This window comes from Acidovorax kalamii (assembly GCF_002245625.1).
GTDB lineage: Bacteria > Pseudomonadota > Gammaproteobacteria > Burkholderiales > Burkholderiaceae_C > Acidovorax > Acidovorax kalamii.
The window spans coordinates 174250-189800 of sequence record NZ_NOIG01000001.1; the positions used below are offsets into that span (position 1 = coordinate 174250).

16 protein-coding genes are annotated in these 15551 nt (G+C 65.9%); 13 read left to right on the top strand and 3 right to left on the bottom strand.

What is annotated here, in order from left to right:
• Positions 1 to 269: 269 nt before the first annotated feature.
• The 3 genes from CBY09_RS00740 to CBY09_RS00750 all read left to right on the top strand — a co-directional run bounded on the left by CBY09_RS00740 (position 270) and on the right by CBY09_RS00750 (position 2433).
• Positions 270 to 1130, top strand: coding sequence for an IclR family transcriptional regulator (locus tag CBY09_RS00740; RefSeq protein WP_094285458.1), 861 nt, complete (start codon positions 270 to 272; stop codon positions 1128 to 1130).
• A gap of 258 nt (positions 1131 to 1388) precedes the next feature.
• On the top strand, positions 1389 to 1775 hold the full coding sequence (locus CBY09_RS00745) for a TipAS antibiotic-recognition domain-containing protein (protein WP_094285459.1): 387 nt from the start codon (positions 1389 to 1391) through the stop codon (positions 1773 to 1775).
• Between the two features lie 76 nt (positions 1776 to 1851).
• Positions 1852 to 2433: a GNAT family N-acetyltransferase gene (locus tag CBY09_RS00750; RefSeq protein ID WP_165773854.1), complete on the top strand. Its 582-nt coding sequence runs from the start codon at positions 1852 to 1854 to the stop codon at positions 2431 to 2433.
• A 9-nt stretch (positions 2434 to 2442) separates the two neighbouring features.
• Here CBY09_RS00750 and CBY09_RS00755 read toward each other — a convergent pair whose 3' ends face one another.
• The 3 genes from CBY09_RS00755 to CBY09_RS00765 all read right to left on the bottom strand — a co-directional run bounded on the left by CBY09_RS00755 (position 2443) and on the right by CBY09_RS00765 (position 4605).
• Positions 2443 to 3129, bottom strand: a complete 687-nt coding sequence (locus CBY09_RS00755) for a DUF4336 domain-containing protein (protein WP_094285461.1) — start codon at positions 3127 to 3129, stop codon at positions 2443 to 2445.
• Positions 3130 to 3220: 91 nt separating this feature from the next.
• A complete protein-coding gene (locus CBY09_RS00760) occupies positions 3221 to 3481 on the bottom strand; it encodes a hypothetical protein (protein WP_094285462.1) in 261 nt (86 codons plus the stop codon).
• 212 nt (positions 3482 to 3693) lie between these two features.
• Complete coding sequence (locus CBY09_RS00765) at positions 3694 to 4605, bottom strand: LysR family transcriptional regulator (RefSeq protein WP_205734072.1); 912 nt, start codon at positions 4603 to 4605, stop codon at positions 3694 to 3696.
• Positions 4606 to 4849: 244 nt separating this feature from the next.
• On the opposite strand from CBY09_RS00765, the gene amaB reads away from it, so the two are divergent.
• The 10 genes from amaB to CBY09_RS00815 all read left to right on the top strand — a co-directional run bounded on the left by amaB (position 4850) and on the right by CBY09_RS00815 (position 15544).
• A complete protein-coding gene (amaB, locus tag CBY09_RS00770) occupies positions 4850 to 6385 on the top strand; it encodes an L-piperidine-6-carboxylate dehydrogenase (RefSeq protein WP_094285463.1) in 1536 nt (511 codons plus the stop codon).
• A gap of 23 nt (positions 6386 to 6408) precedes the next feature.
• Positions 6409 to 7605, top strand: coding sequence for an NAD(P)/FAD-dependent oxidoreductase (locus CBY09_RS00775; RefSeq protein WP_094285464.1), 1197 nt, complete (start codon positions 6409 to 6411; stop codon positions 7603 to 7605).
• 74 nt (positions 7606 to 7679) lie between these two features.
• Positions 7680 to 8597, top strand: a complete 918-nt coding sequence (locus tag CBY09_RS00780; protein ID WP_094285465.1) for an amino acid ABC transporter substrate-binding protein — start codon at positions 7680 to 7682, stop codon at positions 8595 to 8597.
• Complete coding sequence (locus CBY09_RS00785) at positions 8594 to 9820, top strand: pyridoxal phosphate-dependent aminotransferase (RefSeq protein WP_094285466.1); 1227 nt, start codon at positions 8594 to 8596, stop codon at positions 9818 to 9820. Before CBY09_RS00780 ends, CBY09_RS00785 begins: the two co-directional genes overlap by 4 nt.
• 23 nt (positions 9821 to 9843) lie before the next feature.
• Positions 9844 to 11529, top strand: coding sequence for a thiamine pyrophosphate-binding protein (locus CBY09_RS00790; protein WP_094285467.1), 1686 nt, complete (start codon positions 9844 to 9846; stop codon positions 11527 to 11529).
• Between the two features lie 161 nt (positions 11530 to 11690).
• Positions 11691 to 12920: a Y-family DNA polymerase gene (locus CBY09_RS00795; protein WP_094285885.1), complete on the top strand. Its 1230-nt coding sequence runs from the start codon at positions 11691 to 11693 to the stop codon at positions 12918 to 12920.
• A gap of 115 nt (positions 12921 to 13035) precedes the next feature.
• Positions 13036 to 13671 carry an RNA polymerase sigma factor gene (locus CBY09_RS00800; protein WP_094285468.1) on the top strand — a complete coding sequence of 212 codons (636 nt, stop codon included), beginning with the start codon at positions 13036 to 13038 and terminating at the stop codon, positions 13669 to 13671.
• Entirely contained in the window at positions 13668 to 14456 is a 789-nt protein-coding gene (locus tag CBY09_RS00805) for an anti-sigma factor (protein ID WP_094285469.1), read from the top strand. The genes CBY09_RS00800 and CBY09_RS00805 overlap by 4 nt, the downstream gene beginning before the upstream one ends.
• A 164-nt stretch (positions 14457 to 14620) precedes the next feature.
• Entirely contained in the window at positions 14621 to 15109 is a 489-nt protein-coding gene (locus CBY09_RS00810) for a tetratricopeptide repeat protein (RefSeq protein ID WP_094285470.1), read from the top strand.
• Positions 15110 to 15277: 168 nt separating this feature from the next.
• Positions 15278 to 15544 carry a hypothetical protein gene (locus CBY09_RS00815; protein ID WP_094285471.1) on the top strand — a complete coding sequence of 89 codons (267 nt, stop codon included), beginning with the start codon at positions 15278 to 15280 and terminating at the stop codon, positions 15542 to 15544.
• Positions 15545 to 15551: the final 7 nt, after the last annotated feature.

The following is a 15551-nucleotide window of genomic DNA, read 5'->3' on the forward strand; positions in this document are numbered from 1 at the left end:
GCCGCCCGTCTTCTGTAAAAAAAGCGCGGGCCACTGCGGTGTATCGGAACGCCGGGCGCCTTGTATTCCAGTGCGTGGGGCCGGGTGCACCGCTGTGGTGCGCCTGCTTGCATGAAATAGAACGTAACCGGCTTTGTTAATTCACTCTATTGCAATATGCGAACCAGGTTGAGTCGGGTATTCCATTAATCAGAATTTTTCTTCAATTTATTCCGATAAATGGAATATGAAGATTAGAATACAAGCCATCTATTCCGCAGGAGTGACGCATGGAAGCAGCATCCGCAGGCACGGGCGGCGTACCCCGGGTCTTTGCCCTCATCCGCGCCCTGGTGGCCGTGCAGGCCGAGGGCGGCCGAGTCACCCAATTGGCGCGTGCCATTGGCCTGACGCAGGGCACCACGCACCGTTTGCTGCAATCGCTGGTTGCCGAGGGCATGGTCGAGCAGGATGAGCGCAGCAAGCTCTACCGCCTGTCCACCGAGTTCTTTGCGCTGGCCGCCAAGGCGGGCAACCCCGGCGACCTGCGCAGCATCTGCCGGCCCGCGCTGCTGCGCCTGAGCGCCAGCCTGGGCGACAGCATCTTCCTTTTGGTGCGCAGCGGGTTCGATGCGATCTGCCTGGACCGCAGCGAAGGGCCGTTTCCCATCCGCTCGTTCACCGGCGACATCGGCGGCCGCGTGGCGCTGGGGGTGGGGCAGGGCGCGCTGTCCATCCTGGCCTTTTTGCCCGAGGCCGAGCGTGAAGAAGTGATCCGCTTCAACCTCTCGCGCGTGCGCGAGTACGGCGTGTACGACGAGGTCTACCTGCGCACCGAGATCGAGCGTGTGCGCCAGACCGGCTATGCGGCTCGCAATACTGGCCTGCTCGAAGGCATGGCTGGCGTGGGCGTGCCCGTGCTCGACCGCGAGGGCCGCGCCGTGGCCGCGCTGAGCGTGGGCACCATCTCCGCCCGCCTCAACGAAGACCGCCTGCCCACGGTGGTGGAGCTGCTCAAGCGCGAAGCGGCCGCCATCGGCCCGCGCATCCACCCCTTCGACGCCACCCTGCGCCGCCCCGCACAAAGCCTGGCCGGGCAGCCGTCCGAGCAACTGCTGGCGCCGCCCGGCGCCGCCAACCCTTCGGTGTGAGGGCGCGTGCGTGCTGCATCTGACGTGCGTTTTACTGCGGTGATGGATGGGATGTGACCTGCTGTTCCATTGCGCAGACTGCCCGCCCAGCCGCCACACAAAAGCGCCAACGCCGTGAGGTGTGGTGCCGATAAAACGCTGCACTACCAAGGTGGCTTTGCGTCGCTATAGTCCGCGCTTTCCTGTGCGCAGGCAGCTCCACCCGCAGGTGGAGCACATTGCGGCACTGCCACCCTTGCATCGAGCCAACGCGACACCATGAGCCTGCAGCAAACCACCCCCGAGTACCTCGACCAATGCCGCGCCGCACAGCGTGCCGAACAAGAGCGATCCCTGGCCACCACCGACAACTGGGCGCATGTGGACAAACCGAAGGTGCATGCCGACTTCGACGCCTTCTACAAAGAGCTGGCGCCGCTGATCGACGCCAATGCCCCCGAGTCCGAGGTGATTCAGGCGCTGATGGACAAGCACTTTGCCATCGTTGCGCGGTTCTACGTGCCATCGCGCGATGCTTATGTGGGTACCGCGCTGTTCTATGCCGACAACGCCGATATGAAGGCGTTTCACAACACCTACCACCCGCGCATGGTGGAGTTTCTGGGTGACGCCGCGTACACCTACGCACTGCAGAACCTGCAATAGAGCTCTTTGGCTGCCCATGCAACCACACCCCACTCCCTCGCGGCCCCTTACCTGCGCCCTTGAATCATTTCCGCCTGTGTGCGGCGCACTGGCCGAAGCGCTGAAGGACGACGCGTTCTACCAGGCAGTCACCATCGACCATGTGGGCGACCCCGCTCTGCGGCACCGCGTGTTGGCCCACTACTTTGTGCTGGCGCTGGACGAAGCCCGCGCGGTGGGTGAGGTGCATCTGGCCGGTGATGATGGCGCGGCCCTGTGGCTCACCCCCGATGCCCCAGCCAGCCACCGCGCCTTGCACAGCGAGCGCCGTACCCAGGCGCTGTCGCGCCTGCTCGGGCCCGCCGGGTTCGGCCACTACCAGCACATCGGCACCACCATGGAGGCGCAGGTGCCCGCCGACCTGCACGGCGCGTGGTACCTCTCCATCCTGGGCGTGCGCCCAGCTGCGCAGGGCCAGGGGCTGGCGCAGCGGCTGCTGCAGCCAACGCTGGCGCGCGCAGACCAGGCGCGTGCCACCTGCTATCTGGAAACCTTCAACCCGCTCAGCCTGCCGTTTTACCGGCGCCTGGGGTTTGTGCGTGTGGTCGGGTGTGTGGAGCCCGTCTCTGGTCGCCCCTACTGGCTGATGGCGCGCGAGGCCGTGCAGTCGCGGTCCTGACGCCTGCGGTCAGAACACCGCCAGCGCCCGGGCCACCTGCGCGCGCGCATCGGTGTCGATGATGCAGTTGTGGGCCACCACCACCCGCGCAAAGGGCCAGCGCAGCAAACGCTCAGCACTGCGGGCCGCCGCAGCCCGGTCCCGCACCAGCGCGCGCACCGTGAGCGGCACGGCCAGCTGGCTGCGCGCCCCCGTCAGCGCGGCATACACCCGCGTGGGCCAGGGCAGATCACCTGCCATCCACTGCAGCAGGTCCGTCACGATCAGCGTGGCTGACGGCCGGTGAAACCAGACCGACTCATTGCCCGCCGGAATGCCCTCGAATGCAAAGTGCTCCAGGTCTGGTAGCCACTCGGGGAGGTCGCCTGCAGGGAGCGTACGCAATGTTGCGGCCAGGCCTGGTCGCTTCTGTGCAAGCCCTTGCGGGCCGTAGACCGCCGCGCCCGGGAAGGCCGCCGCGCAGGGCGCCAGAAACAGGTGGTGCATCTTGTTCGGCGCCACGATATAGGTCACGCTGCCGAGGTCTTGCACCTGGCGCAACAACGCGCTGCCGGGCGGCATCGGAATGGGCGAGTGGATCAAAAGCTTGTGCCCTGGCAGCCGCACCACCGTCATGCGCGTGGTGATGGGAAGGCCGTTGGCCTTGAAGGCGTGGGTGGCGTGCCAGAGGTGGGTGTCGAGGGGTTCAAGTTGCATGGCGCGGGATGGTGCCCGGGCGAGGAGGTGGGGTCTTGAACGAAATCGACATGGGGCGGAGTTCTGCTTTGGGCCCATACCTGCCGCTGCATCAAACATCCGAGCCTTCGTTTTTGAGCAGATGTAGCCGCTCTGCAAAATTGATGGTCCAACTGAGTCCGAACAGGAACAGTCGAATAGTGACCGTGAATGTGGCGAGCATGCTGAGTGGCGCGCTTATCAATGCCAGTCCCAAGCTTGGTGTGCTCAACCTACCCACGAGCCAATAAAGACCAAAGTAGCCGTACCAAAAAACGGCGCAGAGAATCAATATCTGCAACACGGCGACCGTCGCGACAAGAAGGATTCGCATGCTGGATTTGTTCCGATAGGACTAGGCGGCGAAGTTCCGCTTTTGGCCGTTAGCTGCCGCACAAGCTCCCGGTATGGGCATGAAGTATCAGGTGTTTTGTGTCAATCTTGATGAGCTGTGGCCGCTTTGCAATATGGCGCTACAGGCCATTTTGATTCCTGCCCCATTCTCTTGGCGATACGCCCCGGTCGCTTGGTATGAGCGCTCGGCCCTCACCCTTGCCGCTGCCCCGAACACTCCCCCACCACCCAGTCCCTGAACGCCTTCACCAGCGGCGTCTGCGCCCGTGCCTCCGGGTACACCAGGTAGTACGCATCGGTGCTCGTCAGCACTTGGTCTGACAGCTCCACCAAACTCCCGGCCGCCAGCTCTTGCTCAATCAAAAAGCGCGGCAGCAGCGCCGCCCCCAGGTGGGAGACCGCAGCCTGCGCAATCATGGCGAAGTGTTCGGACTGCGGGCCGCGCAGCGCCAGTGCCGTGGGCACGCCCGCCAGCTCGAACCACTCGGCCCACTGTGTGGGGCGGGTGCTTTGCTGCAGCAGCACCACACGGGTCAAATCCTGTGGGGTGCGGATGCCGTGGCGGTCGCGGTAGGTGGGGCTGCACACGGGCACGGTTTCTTCGTGCATCAGGTATTCGCACACGGCGCCCGCCCAGTGCGGGGTGCCGAAGTGGATGGCGGCGTCGAACGGTGTGCCCGCAAAGTCAAACGGCTCGGTGCGGGCCGAGAAGTTGACCATGGCCTCGGGGTGCAGCGCCATGAAGCCGCCCAGGCGTGGGATGAGCCAGCGGGTGCCCAGCGTGGGCAGCACGGCCAGGTTGAGCAGGCCGTCGGTGCTGGAAAACGCCATGGCTTTTTGCGTGCTGGCCGACAGTTGCTGCAGCACGTTTTGCACGTCGGCCGCGTAGACCCGGCCCGCGTCGGTCAGCACCACGCGCTGGCGCACGCGGTGAAAGAGGGCGGTGCCGATTTGCTCTTCCAACTGGCGGATCTGGCGCGACACGGCACTTTGGGTGAGGTGCAGCTCTTCGGCCGCGCGCGACACGCTCTGGTGACGGGCGGCGGCCTCAAAGGCCAGCAGGTCGGCGGTGGAGGGCAGGAAGGCGCGGCGCAGCAGGGTCATAGCGGGTTATGCATTGGGGGAATGATGATGGATGCCAAAAATTGAGCCTTTTGAGCCTCTTCCGCGCATTGGGTATGGGGTAGAAGTCCTGATATTTTCAGGCACTTCATTCTGATTTGTGATCAAGTAGTTCCATTTTTTTGCTATCCAGCACGGCGTGATTGGCGGATATTGGCGCATTCATTGCGTGTGTTCTCCCACGCTGTTTCCCTTTCTCTGCCTCCACCCACGCTAGCGAGCCGCCATGTCCGCCACCCCTGCCGCCACACCCCTTGTGTCCGAAGTCGATCAACTGCTGCAAAGCCTGGGCGTGCCCCGCGCTGCGTACAACGGAGGCACGCTGGCGGCGCGTTCGCCCATCACGGGCGAGGTGCTGGCCCAGGTGCCACAGCAAAGCGCGGCCGACGCCACGGCCGCCATCGGCCGCGCGCATGCGGCATTCACCGCGTGGCGCAATGTGCCCGCGCCGCGCCGGGGCGAGCTGGTGCGCCTGCTGGGCGAAGAGCTGCGTGCCGCCAAGGCCGACCTGGGCCTGCTGGTGACCATCGAGGCGGGCAAGATCCCGTCCGAAGGCCTGGGCGAGGTGCAGGAGATGATCGACATCTGCGACTTTGCCGTGGGCCTGTCGCGCCAACTGTACGGCCTGACGATTGCCACCGAGCGCCCCGGCCACCGCATGATGGAAACCTGGCACCCGCTGGGCGTGTGTGGTGTGATTTCTGCCTTCAACTTCCCCGTGGCCGTGTGGTCGTGGAACGCCGCGCTGGCGCTGGTGTGCGGTGACTCGGTGGTGTGGAAGCCGTCGGAAAAGACCCCGCTCACCGCTCTGGCCACGCACGCGATTGCGCAGCGCGCCATCGCACGCTTTGGCGCCGATGCACCCGAAGGCTTGCTGGAGCTGATCGTGGGCCAGCGCGACATTGGCGAGGTGCTGGTGGATGATGCCCGCGTGCCGGTGTTGTCAGCCACCGGCTCCACCGCCATGGGCCGCGCCGTGGGCCCGCGCCTGGCAGCGCGTTTTGCGCGCGGCATTCTGGAGCTGGGCGGCAACAACGCGGCCATCGTGGCGCCTACGGCGGACCTGAACCTGGCACTGCGCGGCATCGCGTTTGCCGCCATGGGCACGGCCGGCCAGCGCTGTACCACGCTGCGCCGCCTGTTTGTGCACGAAAGCATTTACGACCAGCTGGTGCCCCAGCTGGCCAAGGTGTACGCCAACGTGCAGGTGGGCGACCCGCGCACCGCTGGCACGCTGGTGGGCCCGCTGATCGACCGCATGGCCTTTGACGGCATGCAAAAGGCGCTGGAGCAAAGCCGCGCGCTGGGCGCCACGGTGCATGGCGGTGGCCGTGTGGAAGGCGTGGGCGGTGCGGATGCGTATTACGTGCGCCCTGCGCTGGTCGAACTGCAAAAACACGAAGGCCCCGCGCTGCACGAAACCTTTGCGCCCATCCTGTACGTGGTGCGCTACAGCAGCATTGATGAAGCCATCGCCATGAACAACGCCGTGGGCGCGGGCCTGTCGTCGTCGATCTTCACACTCAACGTGCGCGAGGCCGAGTTGTTCATGTCGGCCGCAGGTTCGGACTGCGGCATTGCCAACGTGAACATCGGCCCCAGCGGCGCCGAAATTGGCGGCGCGTTTGGCGGCGAGAAGGAAACCGGCGGTGGCCGCGAGGCGGGATCGGACAGCTGGAAGGCCTACATGCGCCGTGCGACAAACACCATCAACTACTCCACCGCACTGCCGCTGGCGCAGGGCGTGACGTTCGACGTGTAACCCACGCGCTGGTTGCCCCGTTCATGTTGATTGCTAAGGACTCACACCCCATCGTCATCATTGGCGGTGGTGTCATCGGCAGTGCGATTGCGTACTTCCTCACGCTGCAGCAACCGGGCTGCGAGGTGGTGGTGATCGAGCGCGATCCGACCTACGCGCGTGCCTCGTCGGCCCTGTCGGCCAGCTCCATCCGCCAGCAGTTTTCTACCGACATCAACATCCAGATCTCGGCGTTCGGCATCGGCTTTCTGCGGAACGTGGGCCAGCTGTTGGCGTGCCATGGTGATGCGCCCGACATCGGTCTGCACGAAGGCGGCTATCTGTACCTGGCCACCCAGGCGGGCGAGGCCACGCTGCGCGAGAACCATGCACTGCAGAAGCAGCACGGCGCCGATGTGGCGCTGCTGAACCCGCAGCAACTGTCCGAGCGTTTTCCGTGGCTGGCGCTGCAGGATGTGGCGCTGGGCTCGCTGGGCCTGTCGGGCGAGGGCTGGTTTGATGGCTACCTGCTGCTGACGGCCTTGCGCAAGAAGGCGCAGAGCCAGGGCGTGCGCTATGTGGCCGATGAGGCGGTGGGGCTGGACACTGCGGCCAGCGACGGCGTGTTGCATGTGAACGCAGTACGCCTGCAAAGCGGCGCCGTGCTGCCTTGCCGCTACGCCGTGAATGCGGGCGGCCCGTGGGCGGCTGCCATTGCGGGCTGGGCTGGCATTGATTTGCCCGTGGTGGGCAAGCGCCGCACGGTCTTCAATCTGGCCAGCCCCGCAGCGCTGCCGGGCTGCCCACTGCTCATCGACACCAGCGGCATCTGGCTGCGGCCCGAGGGCAAAGGCTTCATCTGCGGCTTTGCGCCTGATGCCGACAACGACGCCGACTTTGCCCCGCTGGAGCCGGAGTACGCCGCGTTTGACAACCTCATCTGGCCCACGCTGGCCGAGCGCATCCCGGGCTTTGAGGCACTGCGCATGCAGGGCGCCTGGGCGGGCTACTACGAGATGAACACCTTCGACCACAACGCCATCGTGGGCCTACACCCGGCGTGCGACAACCTGGTGTTTGCCAACGGCTTTTCGGGCCATGGCCTGCAGCAGTGCCCTGCGGTGGGGCGCGGCCTGGCGGAGTGGATGTTGACGGGCGGCTACCAGAGCCTGGACCTGTCGCCGCTGTCCATCGAACGCATTGCGCGCAACGCGCCGCTGCTTGAAAAGAACGTGATCTGAGCACCATCGTTACTGCCAGTTTTTCCTCACCCCTTTCTCAACCTGCCAACCACAAAACATACGGAGACAACGACATGGCAATTTCCCGCAAGACCTTCACAGCGCTCGCTGCAGGCCTGACCCTGGCCTGCATGGCCACGGCCCCCGCGCTGGCGCAGACGGTCACCCAGCCCACGCTGGAGAAGATCAAGTCCAGCGGCAAGGCCGTGCTTGGCGTGCGCGAGACTTCGCCACCCATGGCCTACGCACTCGGCGCCAACGAAAAATACGTGGGCTACCACGTGGAGCTGTGCGAGCGGGTACTGAAAGAAATCGCGCCCGACGCCAAGCTTGAATACATGGCCGTGACGGCGCAGAACACGCTGCCGCTGGTGCAGAACGGCACGCTGGACATCGGCTGCGGCCCCACCACCAACAACACCGCGCGCCAGCAGCAGGTGGCGTTTGCGGTGACCACCTATGTGAGCGAAGTACGCATGGCGGTGCGCAAGGATTCGGACCTGAAGTCCATCAACCAGCTCGCGGGCCGCACCATTGCGGCATCCACCGGCACCACGGCCGTGCAACTGCTGCGCAAGCAAGAACGCGCGCTGGGCGGCGCCCCCATCAAGACCGTGCTGGGCAAGGACCACCACGAGAGTTTTCTGCTGCTCGAATCGGGTCGCGCCGATGCCTTTGTGCTCGACGACAACCTGCTGGCCGGGATGATCTCCAACTCCAAGGACCCCTCGGCCTACCGTATCGTGGGCGAGCCGCTGGGCGCCGAGCCGATTGCACTGCTGTTCCGCAAGGACGACCCCACCTTCAAGGCGGCGGTGGACGGTGTGCTCACCAAGCTCATGCAGTCCGGTGAGATGGAAAAGATCTACACCAAGTGGTTTGTGAACCCCATTCCGCCCAAGAACGCGAGCCTGAGCCTGCCACTGGGCACCACGCTGCGCCAGCTGTTCGCCACCCCCAACGACAAGCCCCTGGAGACTTACCAGCAATGAACGCTCCCATCCCCGCCACCGCCTTCCGCGCGGCCGACCGCCTGGGCGCCATCGGTGTCTCGGAGATCGTGCGCCTGACGCAAGAGGCCAACCAGCTCAAGCGCCAGGGTCAGCCCGTGATCGTTCTGGGCCTGGGCGAGCCCGACTTCGACACGCCCGCGCACATCCTGGAGGCCGCGCAGCAGGCCATGGCACGGGGGGAGACGCACTACACGGTGCTGGACGGCACGGCCGAACTCAAGGCCGCCATCCAGCACAAGTTCAAGCACGACAACGGGCTGGACTTTCAGCTCAACGAGATCACCGCAGGCGCGGGTGCCAAGCAGATCCTCTACAACGCGCTGATGGCCTCGGTGAACCCTGGCGACGAGGTGATCCTGCCCGCCCCGTACTGGACGTCATACGCCGACATGGTGTTGATTGCGGGCGGCGTGCCGGTGGTGGTGCCCTGCACCGAGGCCAACGGCTTTCGCATCACACCCGAGCAGTTGGAGGCCGCCATCACCCCGCGCACGCGCTGGGTGTTCATCAACTCGCCCTCCAACCCCAGCGGGGCCGCCTACAGTGCCGAGCAGCTGCTCCCCGTGCTGGACGTGGTGGAGCGCCACCCGCAGGTGTGGCTGCTGGCGGACGACATCTACGAACACATCCTGTACGACGGTCGGGCTTTTGCCACGCCCGCCGCCGTGTTGCCCTCGCTGCGCGATCGCACGCTGACGGTGAACGGTGTCTCCAAGGCCTATGCCATGACGGGCTGGCGCCTGGGCTACGGCGCAGGCCCCAAGGCGCTGATTGCCGCCATGGCGGTGGTGCAGAGCCAGGCCACGTCCTGCCCCTCGTCCATCAGCCAGGCGGCGGCCGTGGCGGCGCTGACGGGGCCGCAAGACGTGGTGCGCGAGCGCTGCCAAGCGTTCCAGGACCGGCGTGACCTGGTGGTGGCGTCGCTCAATGCCTCGCCGGGCTTGCGCTGCCGCGTGCCTGAGGGCGCGTTCTATACCTTTGCCAGCTGCGAAGGTGTGTTGGGCCGCACCACGCCGGGCGGCATGCTGCTGCGCACCGATGCCGACTTCTGCGCCTACCTGCTGCGCGAGCACCATGTGGCCGTGGTGCCCGGCGGGGTGCTGGGGCTGGCGCCATACTTCCGCATCTCGTACGCAGCCTCTACCGCCGATTTGCAAGAGGCCTGCGCACGCATCCAGCGCGCCTGCCAAGCCCTGTTCTGAATTTCTGACCCGATACCGTTGATATGACCACGACCTCCCTCACCCCCCGCACCGGCGGCCAGATCCTGGTGCAGCAGCTCATCACCCATGGTGTGAAGCAGCTCTTTTGTGTGCCCGGCGAAAGCTACCTGGCCGTGCTTGACGCGCTGCACGATGCCGACATCGGCGTGACGGTATGCCGCCAGGAGGGCGGGGCGGCCATGATGGCCGAGGCGCAGGGCAAGCTTACCGGCCAGCCCGGCATCTGCTTTGTGACGCGTGGACCCGGTGCTACCAATGCATCGGCAGGCATTCACATCGCGCACCAGGACTCGACCCCCATGATCCTGTTCGTAGGCCAGGTGGCGCGCGGCGCCATGGGGCGCGAGGCGTTTCAGGAACTGGACTACAGCGCTGTGTTCGGCACCATGGCCAAGTGGGTGGTGCAGATTGACGACCCGGCGCGTGTGCCTGAGCTGATCTCGCGCGCATTCCATGTCGCCACCTCGGGCCGCCCTGGCCCCGTGGTGGTGGCGCTGCCCGAAGACATGCTGACCGAGGCCGCCACTGTGGCCGATGCGCTGCCCTACCAGGTGACGGAGACCCACCCTGGCACTGCGCAGATGGCCGAGCTGGCGCAGCGCCTGCAAGCCGCCAAAAATCCCGTTGCCATCCTGGGCGGCAGCCGCTGGTCTGAGCAGGGGGTGCGCGAGTTCACCGCGTTTGCCGAAGCGTGGTCCATTCCGGTGTACTGCTCGTTCCGCCGCCAGATGCTGTTCCCGGCCACACATGCTTGCTACGGCGGTGACCTGGGCCTGGGCGTCAACCCCAAGCTGCTGGCGCGCATCAAGGCCTCCGACCTGGTGCTGGTGGTGGGCGGGCGCCTGTCCGAAGTGCCGTCGCAGGGCTACGAGCTGTTCAACATCCCCACGCCCGCGCAGCCGCTGGTGCACGTGCATGCCGATGCGGATGAGCTGGGCAAGCTCTACCGCCCCACGCAGGCCATCCACGCCACGCCACAGGCGTTTGCTGCAGCGCTCAATACGGTGCGCCCCACGACCGCTGTACCCTGGAATGCGCACGCCGAGGCCGCTCATGCCGAGTACCTGGCCTGGAGCGACACGGCGCCCATCCGCATCCCCGGCAACCTGCAAATGGGCCAGGTGATGCAGCACCTCAAGGAAGTGCTGCCCGCTGACACCATCTTCTGCAATGGCGCGGGCAACTTTGCCACCTGGGTCCACCGCTTCTGGCCCTTCACCACCTACGCGAGCCAGCTAGCGCCCACCAGCGGGTCGATGGGCTACGGCCTGCCCGCAGGCGTCGGTGGTAAGCGCCTGTGGCCCCAGCGTGAGGTAGTGGTCTTTGCGGGCGACGGCGACTTCCTGATGCACGGCCAGGAATTTGCGACTGCTGTGCAATACGGCCTGCCCATCATCGTGGTGCTGCTGGACAACGCCATGTACGGCACCATCCGCATGCACCAGGAGCGTGAGTACCCCGGCCGCATCAGCGCCACGCAGCTCAAGAACCCCGACTTCAAGGCCTACGCGCAGGCCTTTGGCGGCCATGGCGAGCGCGTGGAACGCACCGAGGACTTCGCCCCGGCCCTCGCCCGCGCGCGCGCCAGCGGGCTGCCCAGCGTGCTGCATTGCCTGATCGACCCCGAGGCGATCACGCCCACCGGCACGCTGCAGGGCATTCGCAAAGCCGCCCTGGAAAAACAGTGATGGTGACCCGGCGATAGCGCTAAAGTGCGGGATGGCAGCAGGCTGCCACCCCGCCGCGCACAATAGCGGGCGTGACCGTTCCCGCATCTGAATTTGCTGAAAGCGACCCGGCAACCCCGGCCCAGACCGGGGGCAAGCTGCGCCGCATTGCGCACCTCGACATGGACGCCTTTTTCGCGTCCGTCGAGTTGCTGCGCTACCCGCAGCTCAAGGGCCTGCCCGTGGTCATTGGCGGCGGGCGGCGCAAGGTGGACGAGCTGCTGCTGCGCGGGCCCGACGGCACGGCCGAGCGCGAGCGGCGCTTCATCCCGGTAGAGGATTTCCCGCTGCTCAAGGACTATGTGGGCCGGGGCGTGATCACCACCGCTACCTATGCCGCGCGGAAGTTTGGTGTGGGCTCGGCCATGGGCATGATGAAGGCGGCCAGGCTGTGCCCGCAGGCCATCGTGCTGCCGGTGGATTTTGACGAGGTGCGGCGTTATTCGCGCACCTTCAAGGCCGCCATCACCGAGATCGCGCCGGTGATGCAGGACCGGGGTGTGGACGAGGTGTACATTGACTTCACCGACGTGCCCGGCGGCCAGCGCGAGGGCGGGCGGGTGCTGGCGCGGCTCATCCAGAAAAGCATCTTCGACAAGACGGGGCTGACCTGCTCCATCGGCGTTGCGCCCAACCGGCTGCTGGCCAAGATGGCGAGCGAGTTCAACAAGCCCAATGGCATCTCCATCGTTTACGAGGAAGACCTGCAGGAAAAAATCTGGCCGCTGAACGTGCGAAAGATCAACGGCATCGGCCCTAAGGCGGGAGAGAAGCTGGCGCGGTTGGGCATCGAGACCATCGGCCAGCTGGCGGCGCAGGATCCGCAGTGGCTCATCGGCCATTTCGGCAAGTCCACCGGCGCCTGGATGCACCGCGTGGCCTGGGGCCGCGACGACAGCCCCGTGGTGACCGAAAGCGAACCCGTGAGCATGAGCCGCGAGACCACCTTTGACCGCGACCTGCACGCCGTGCGCGACAAGGCGGAATTGGGCGCGATCTTCACCGACCTGTGTGTGCGTCTGGCCGAGGACCTGCAGCGCAAGGGCTATGTGGCGCGCACCATTGGCATCAAGCTGCGCTACGACGACTTCAAGATTGCCACGCGGGACCACACGGCGGGCATCTACACGGCCGATGGCGCCACCATCCGTCAGTTGGCGGGGCAGTGCCTCAAGCGCGTGCCTTTGGACAAGCGCCTGCGGCTGCTCGGTGTGCGGGCCAGCACGCTGGCGCGGCGGGGTGAAGAGCCCGTGCTGGAACCCCGGGCTGGGGCAGCGGCAGAAACACGCCGACGCAAGCCAGGCACCACCGATGGCACCGACGGTGTGGGGGGCACTGCCCAGCTTTTTTAGCGCGGGCTGGCCCACTTCTGCCACGCCACGGCCCGGCGGGGCCGTGGCAATCGGCGTAAACACCCAGGGCGCGGGCTGGCTGCAACAGCTGCCGCGTTTCTATACTCGCGCGCATATGGCCACTGCCACTGATCGCTCCTCCGCCAACCTGCAGGCATTGATCCGCGCGGCCGCCGCGGGTGATCATGCCGCCTTCGCGCAGGTCTACCAGCGCACCCATGTGCATCTGTTTGGCGTTGCCGTGCGTATGTTGGGGCAAGGACAGGCGGCAGAGGACGTGCTGCAAGAGGCGTATGTGAGCATCTGGAAAAACGCTGGAAGCTACCGCAGCGAAGTGGGTGGGCAACCTGTCCAGCCCATGACATGGCTGATTGCCATTGTGCGCAACAAGGCGCTGGACGCTTTGCGCGCCCGTGCGCGGCGGCCCGAAAGCGCCTGGAACGACACCACCGAGCCCGCAGGCGGTGAGGCGGAAGGCAGCGACGCGCCGGATGCTGCATCTGCATGGGCCACCGCACCCAGCGCGCAGCACCTGCTTGAGCAGGCCACCCAGGCGCTGCGCATCGACGGCTGCATGAATGCGCTGGACGGGAGCCACCGGCAAAGTCTGGCGCTGGCCTATTACCAAGGCCTGTCGCATTCCGAGGTGGCGGCGCAGATGGGCGCGCCACTGGGCTCTGTCAAGGCGTGGATTCGGCGGGGCCTGGAACGTCTGAAAAACTGCCTGGCCGCGCAAGGGGTGGGCGCATGAGATACACCCATCCCGCGCTGCTGGACCACCTGGCGTCTGCCTATGTGCTGGGCACCCTGGGCGGCGGTGCGCGCCGCCGGTTTGTGCGGCTGCTGAGAGATCGCAGCGACTTGCAGTTGCTGGTGGCGCAATGGGAAGCGCGGCTGGGCCTGTTGGCCAGTTCGGTGCCGATGCAGCAGCCACCGCCGCGCGTGTGGGCCGCCATTGAGGCGCGCACCCGGCCGCGCGATTTGAATGTGAAAGAAGCCGCCCTGCAGGGCGGTTGGATGGGCGCGTTGTGGCGGCGCCATGGGGTGTTGCAGGGCTTGGCGGGCTTGGTGCTGGGGGTGGCGGCCACCGTGGCGCTGGTGGCTGCGGTGCCCACCTGGTTTGTGTCGAGCGACCAGGTGGCCTTGCGCGCCGGGGACAAGCTGCCGCAGGCCTATGTGGGCTTGCTGACGGACGCGGCTGGCAATGGCAAGGTGCTGGTGAGTTCGTTGCGCCATGGGCGCACGCTGACGGTGAAGGCCATCGGGCCCATCACGCTTCCAGCGATGCCCGCGGCTCCTGCCACGATGGCGGGCGCTGCCCCCCAGCTGGTGCTGTGGGCGGTGCCCGCCGACGGTGCCCCATTTGTGCTGGGTACGGTGCCGATGACGGGCTCTGCGGTGTCGGCATTGCCCGATACGTCAGAGAAGCTGCTACTCAAGGTCAGCAAGCTCATGGTGACACTGGAGACATCGGCAACGCCCCCGGTGCCCAGTGGCACCGTGCTTTTCACTGGCAACTGCGCCAAGCTGTGGTGAGCGGGGGCGGGGCGAGGCCGCCCCTGGCGTCGCCAAGAAAAAATTTTCCGGGCACTGCATCCGTTTGGCTCTCCGTGGCGTTTGTCCAAGGTGCCGTTGCGCGGCATGGGGCCGGTGCGGCCTCTCACCCCTTTTTTCTTGTCTGCTTTTTCAGGAGTCTTCCTATGCCTTCCTTTTCTGTTCGCCGTTGGATGTCCACGCCCCTGCTGAGCCTGGCATTGGCGGCGGCGCCCCTGTGGGCGCTGCACACTGCCCACGCCGCCGATACACCCACCACGCCGGTCGAGAACACCCGCATTGACGACTTTGCCGTGGGCAAAAAAGCCATCGAAGCCAAGAACTGGGCGCTGGCGGCCAGCAGCTTCAGCAAGGTGGTGGCCCAGAACCCGCAGAACGCCGATGCCTACAACCTGCTGGGCTACTCCAACCGCTGGCTGGGCAAGTACGACGAGGCGTTTGCCGCCTACAACAAGGCCCTGGCGCTGGACCCCCGCCACAAGGGCGCGCTGGAATACTCGGGCATGGGCTACCTCAAGGTGGGCCAGAAGGCGCAGGCCGAAGCCCAACTCGCCAAACTGCAGGCCATTTGCGCGCAGTGCGAGGAAACCACTGATCTGGCCAAGGCCATCGCGGCGTACAAGCCTGCGCAGTGAACGGGGGCGCTGGTGTGCCGGGGGGCGGGGCGCTGGCGGGCTGCTGGAGCGAGCAGGCAAGCCGGGGGCTTTGTCACCCCCACGGGAGAGGCGATCTTCATCCCGGTATTCCTTGACGAAGCCTTACTCGTAACTTACATTGAATCACCCGTTTTCCGGGAGATTCCCATGACGCTGGACGAGCTGCAACGCATCAAGCAATGGCATGTTGCGCACAAGGGTGACCACCCGCTGGAGTACCACCTGTGGGACCTGGTGCTGACGCTGTGGGTGCTGGGCTGGGTGGGCTGGTTTCCCATCTGCGCCTTTGGCGAGCCGCTCACCGCCCCACTGAGCCTGATCGGTATCTTTGTGCCCAGTCTGTATGTGACCTGGCGCACCCGCGCACATTTGCGCCATACCCTGCGGTGTGACTGGCTTGATGTGCGGGGCTGATGGCGGG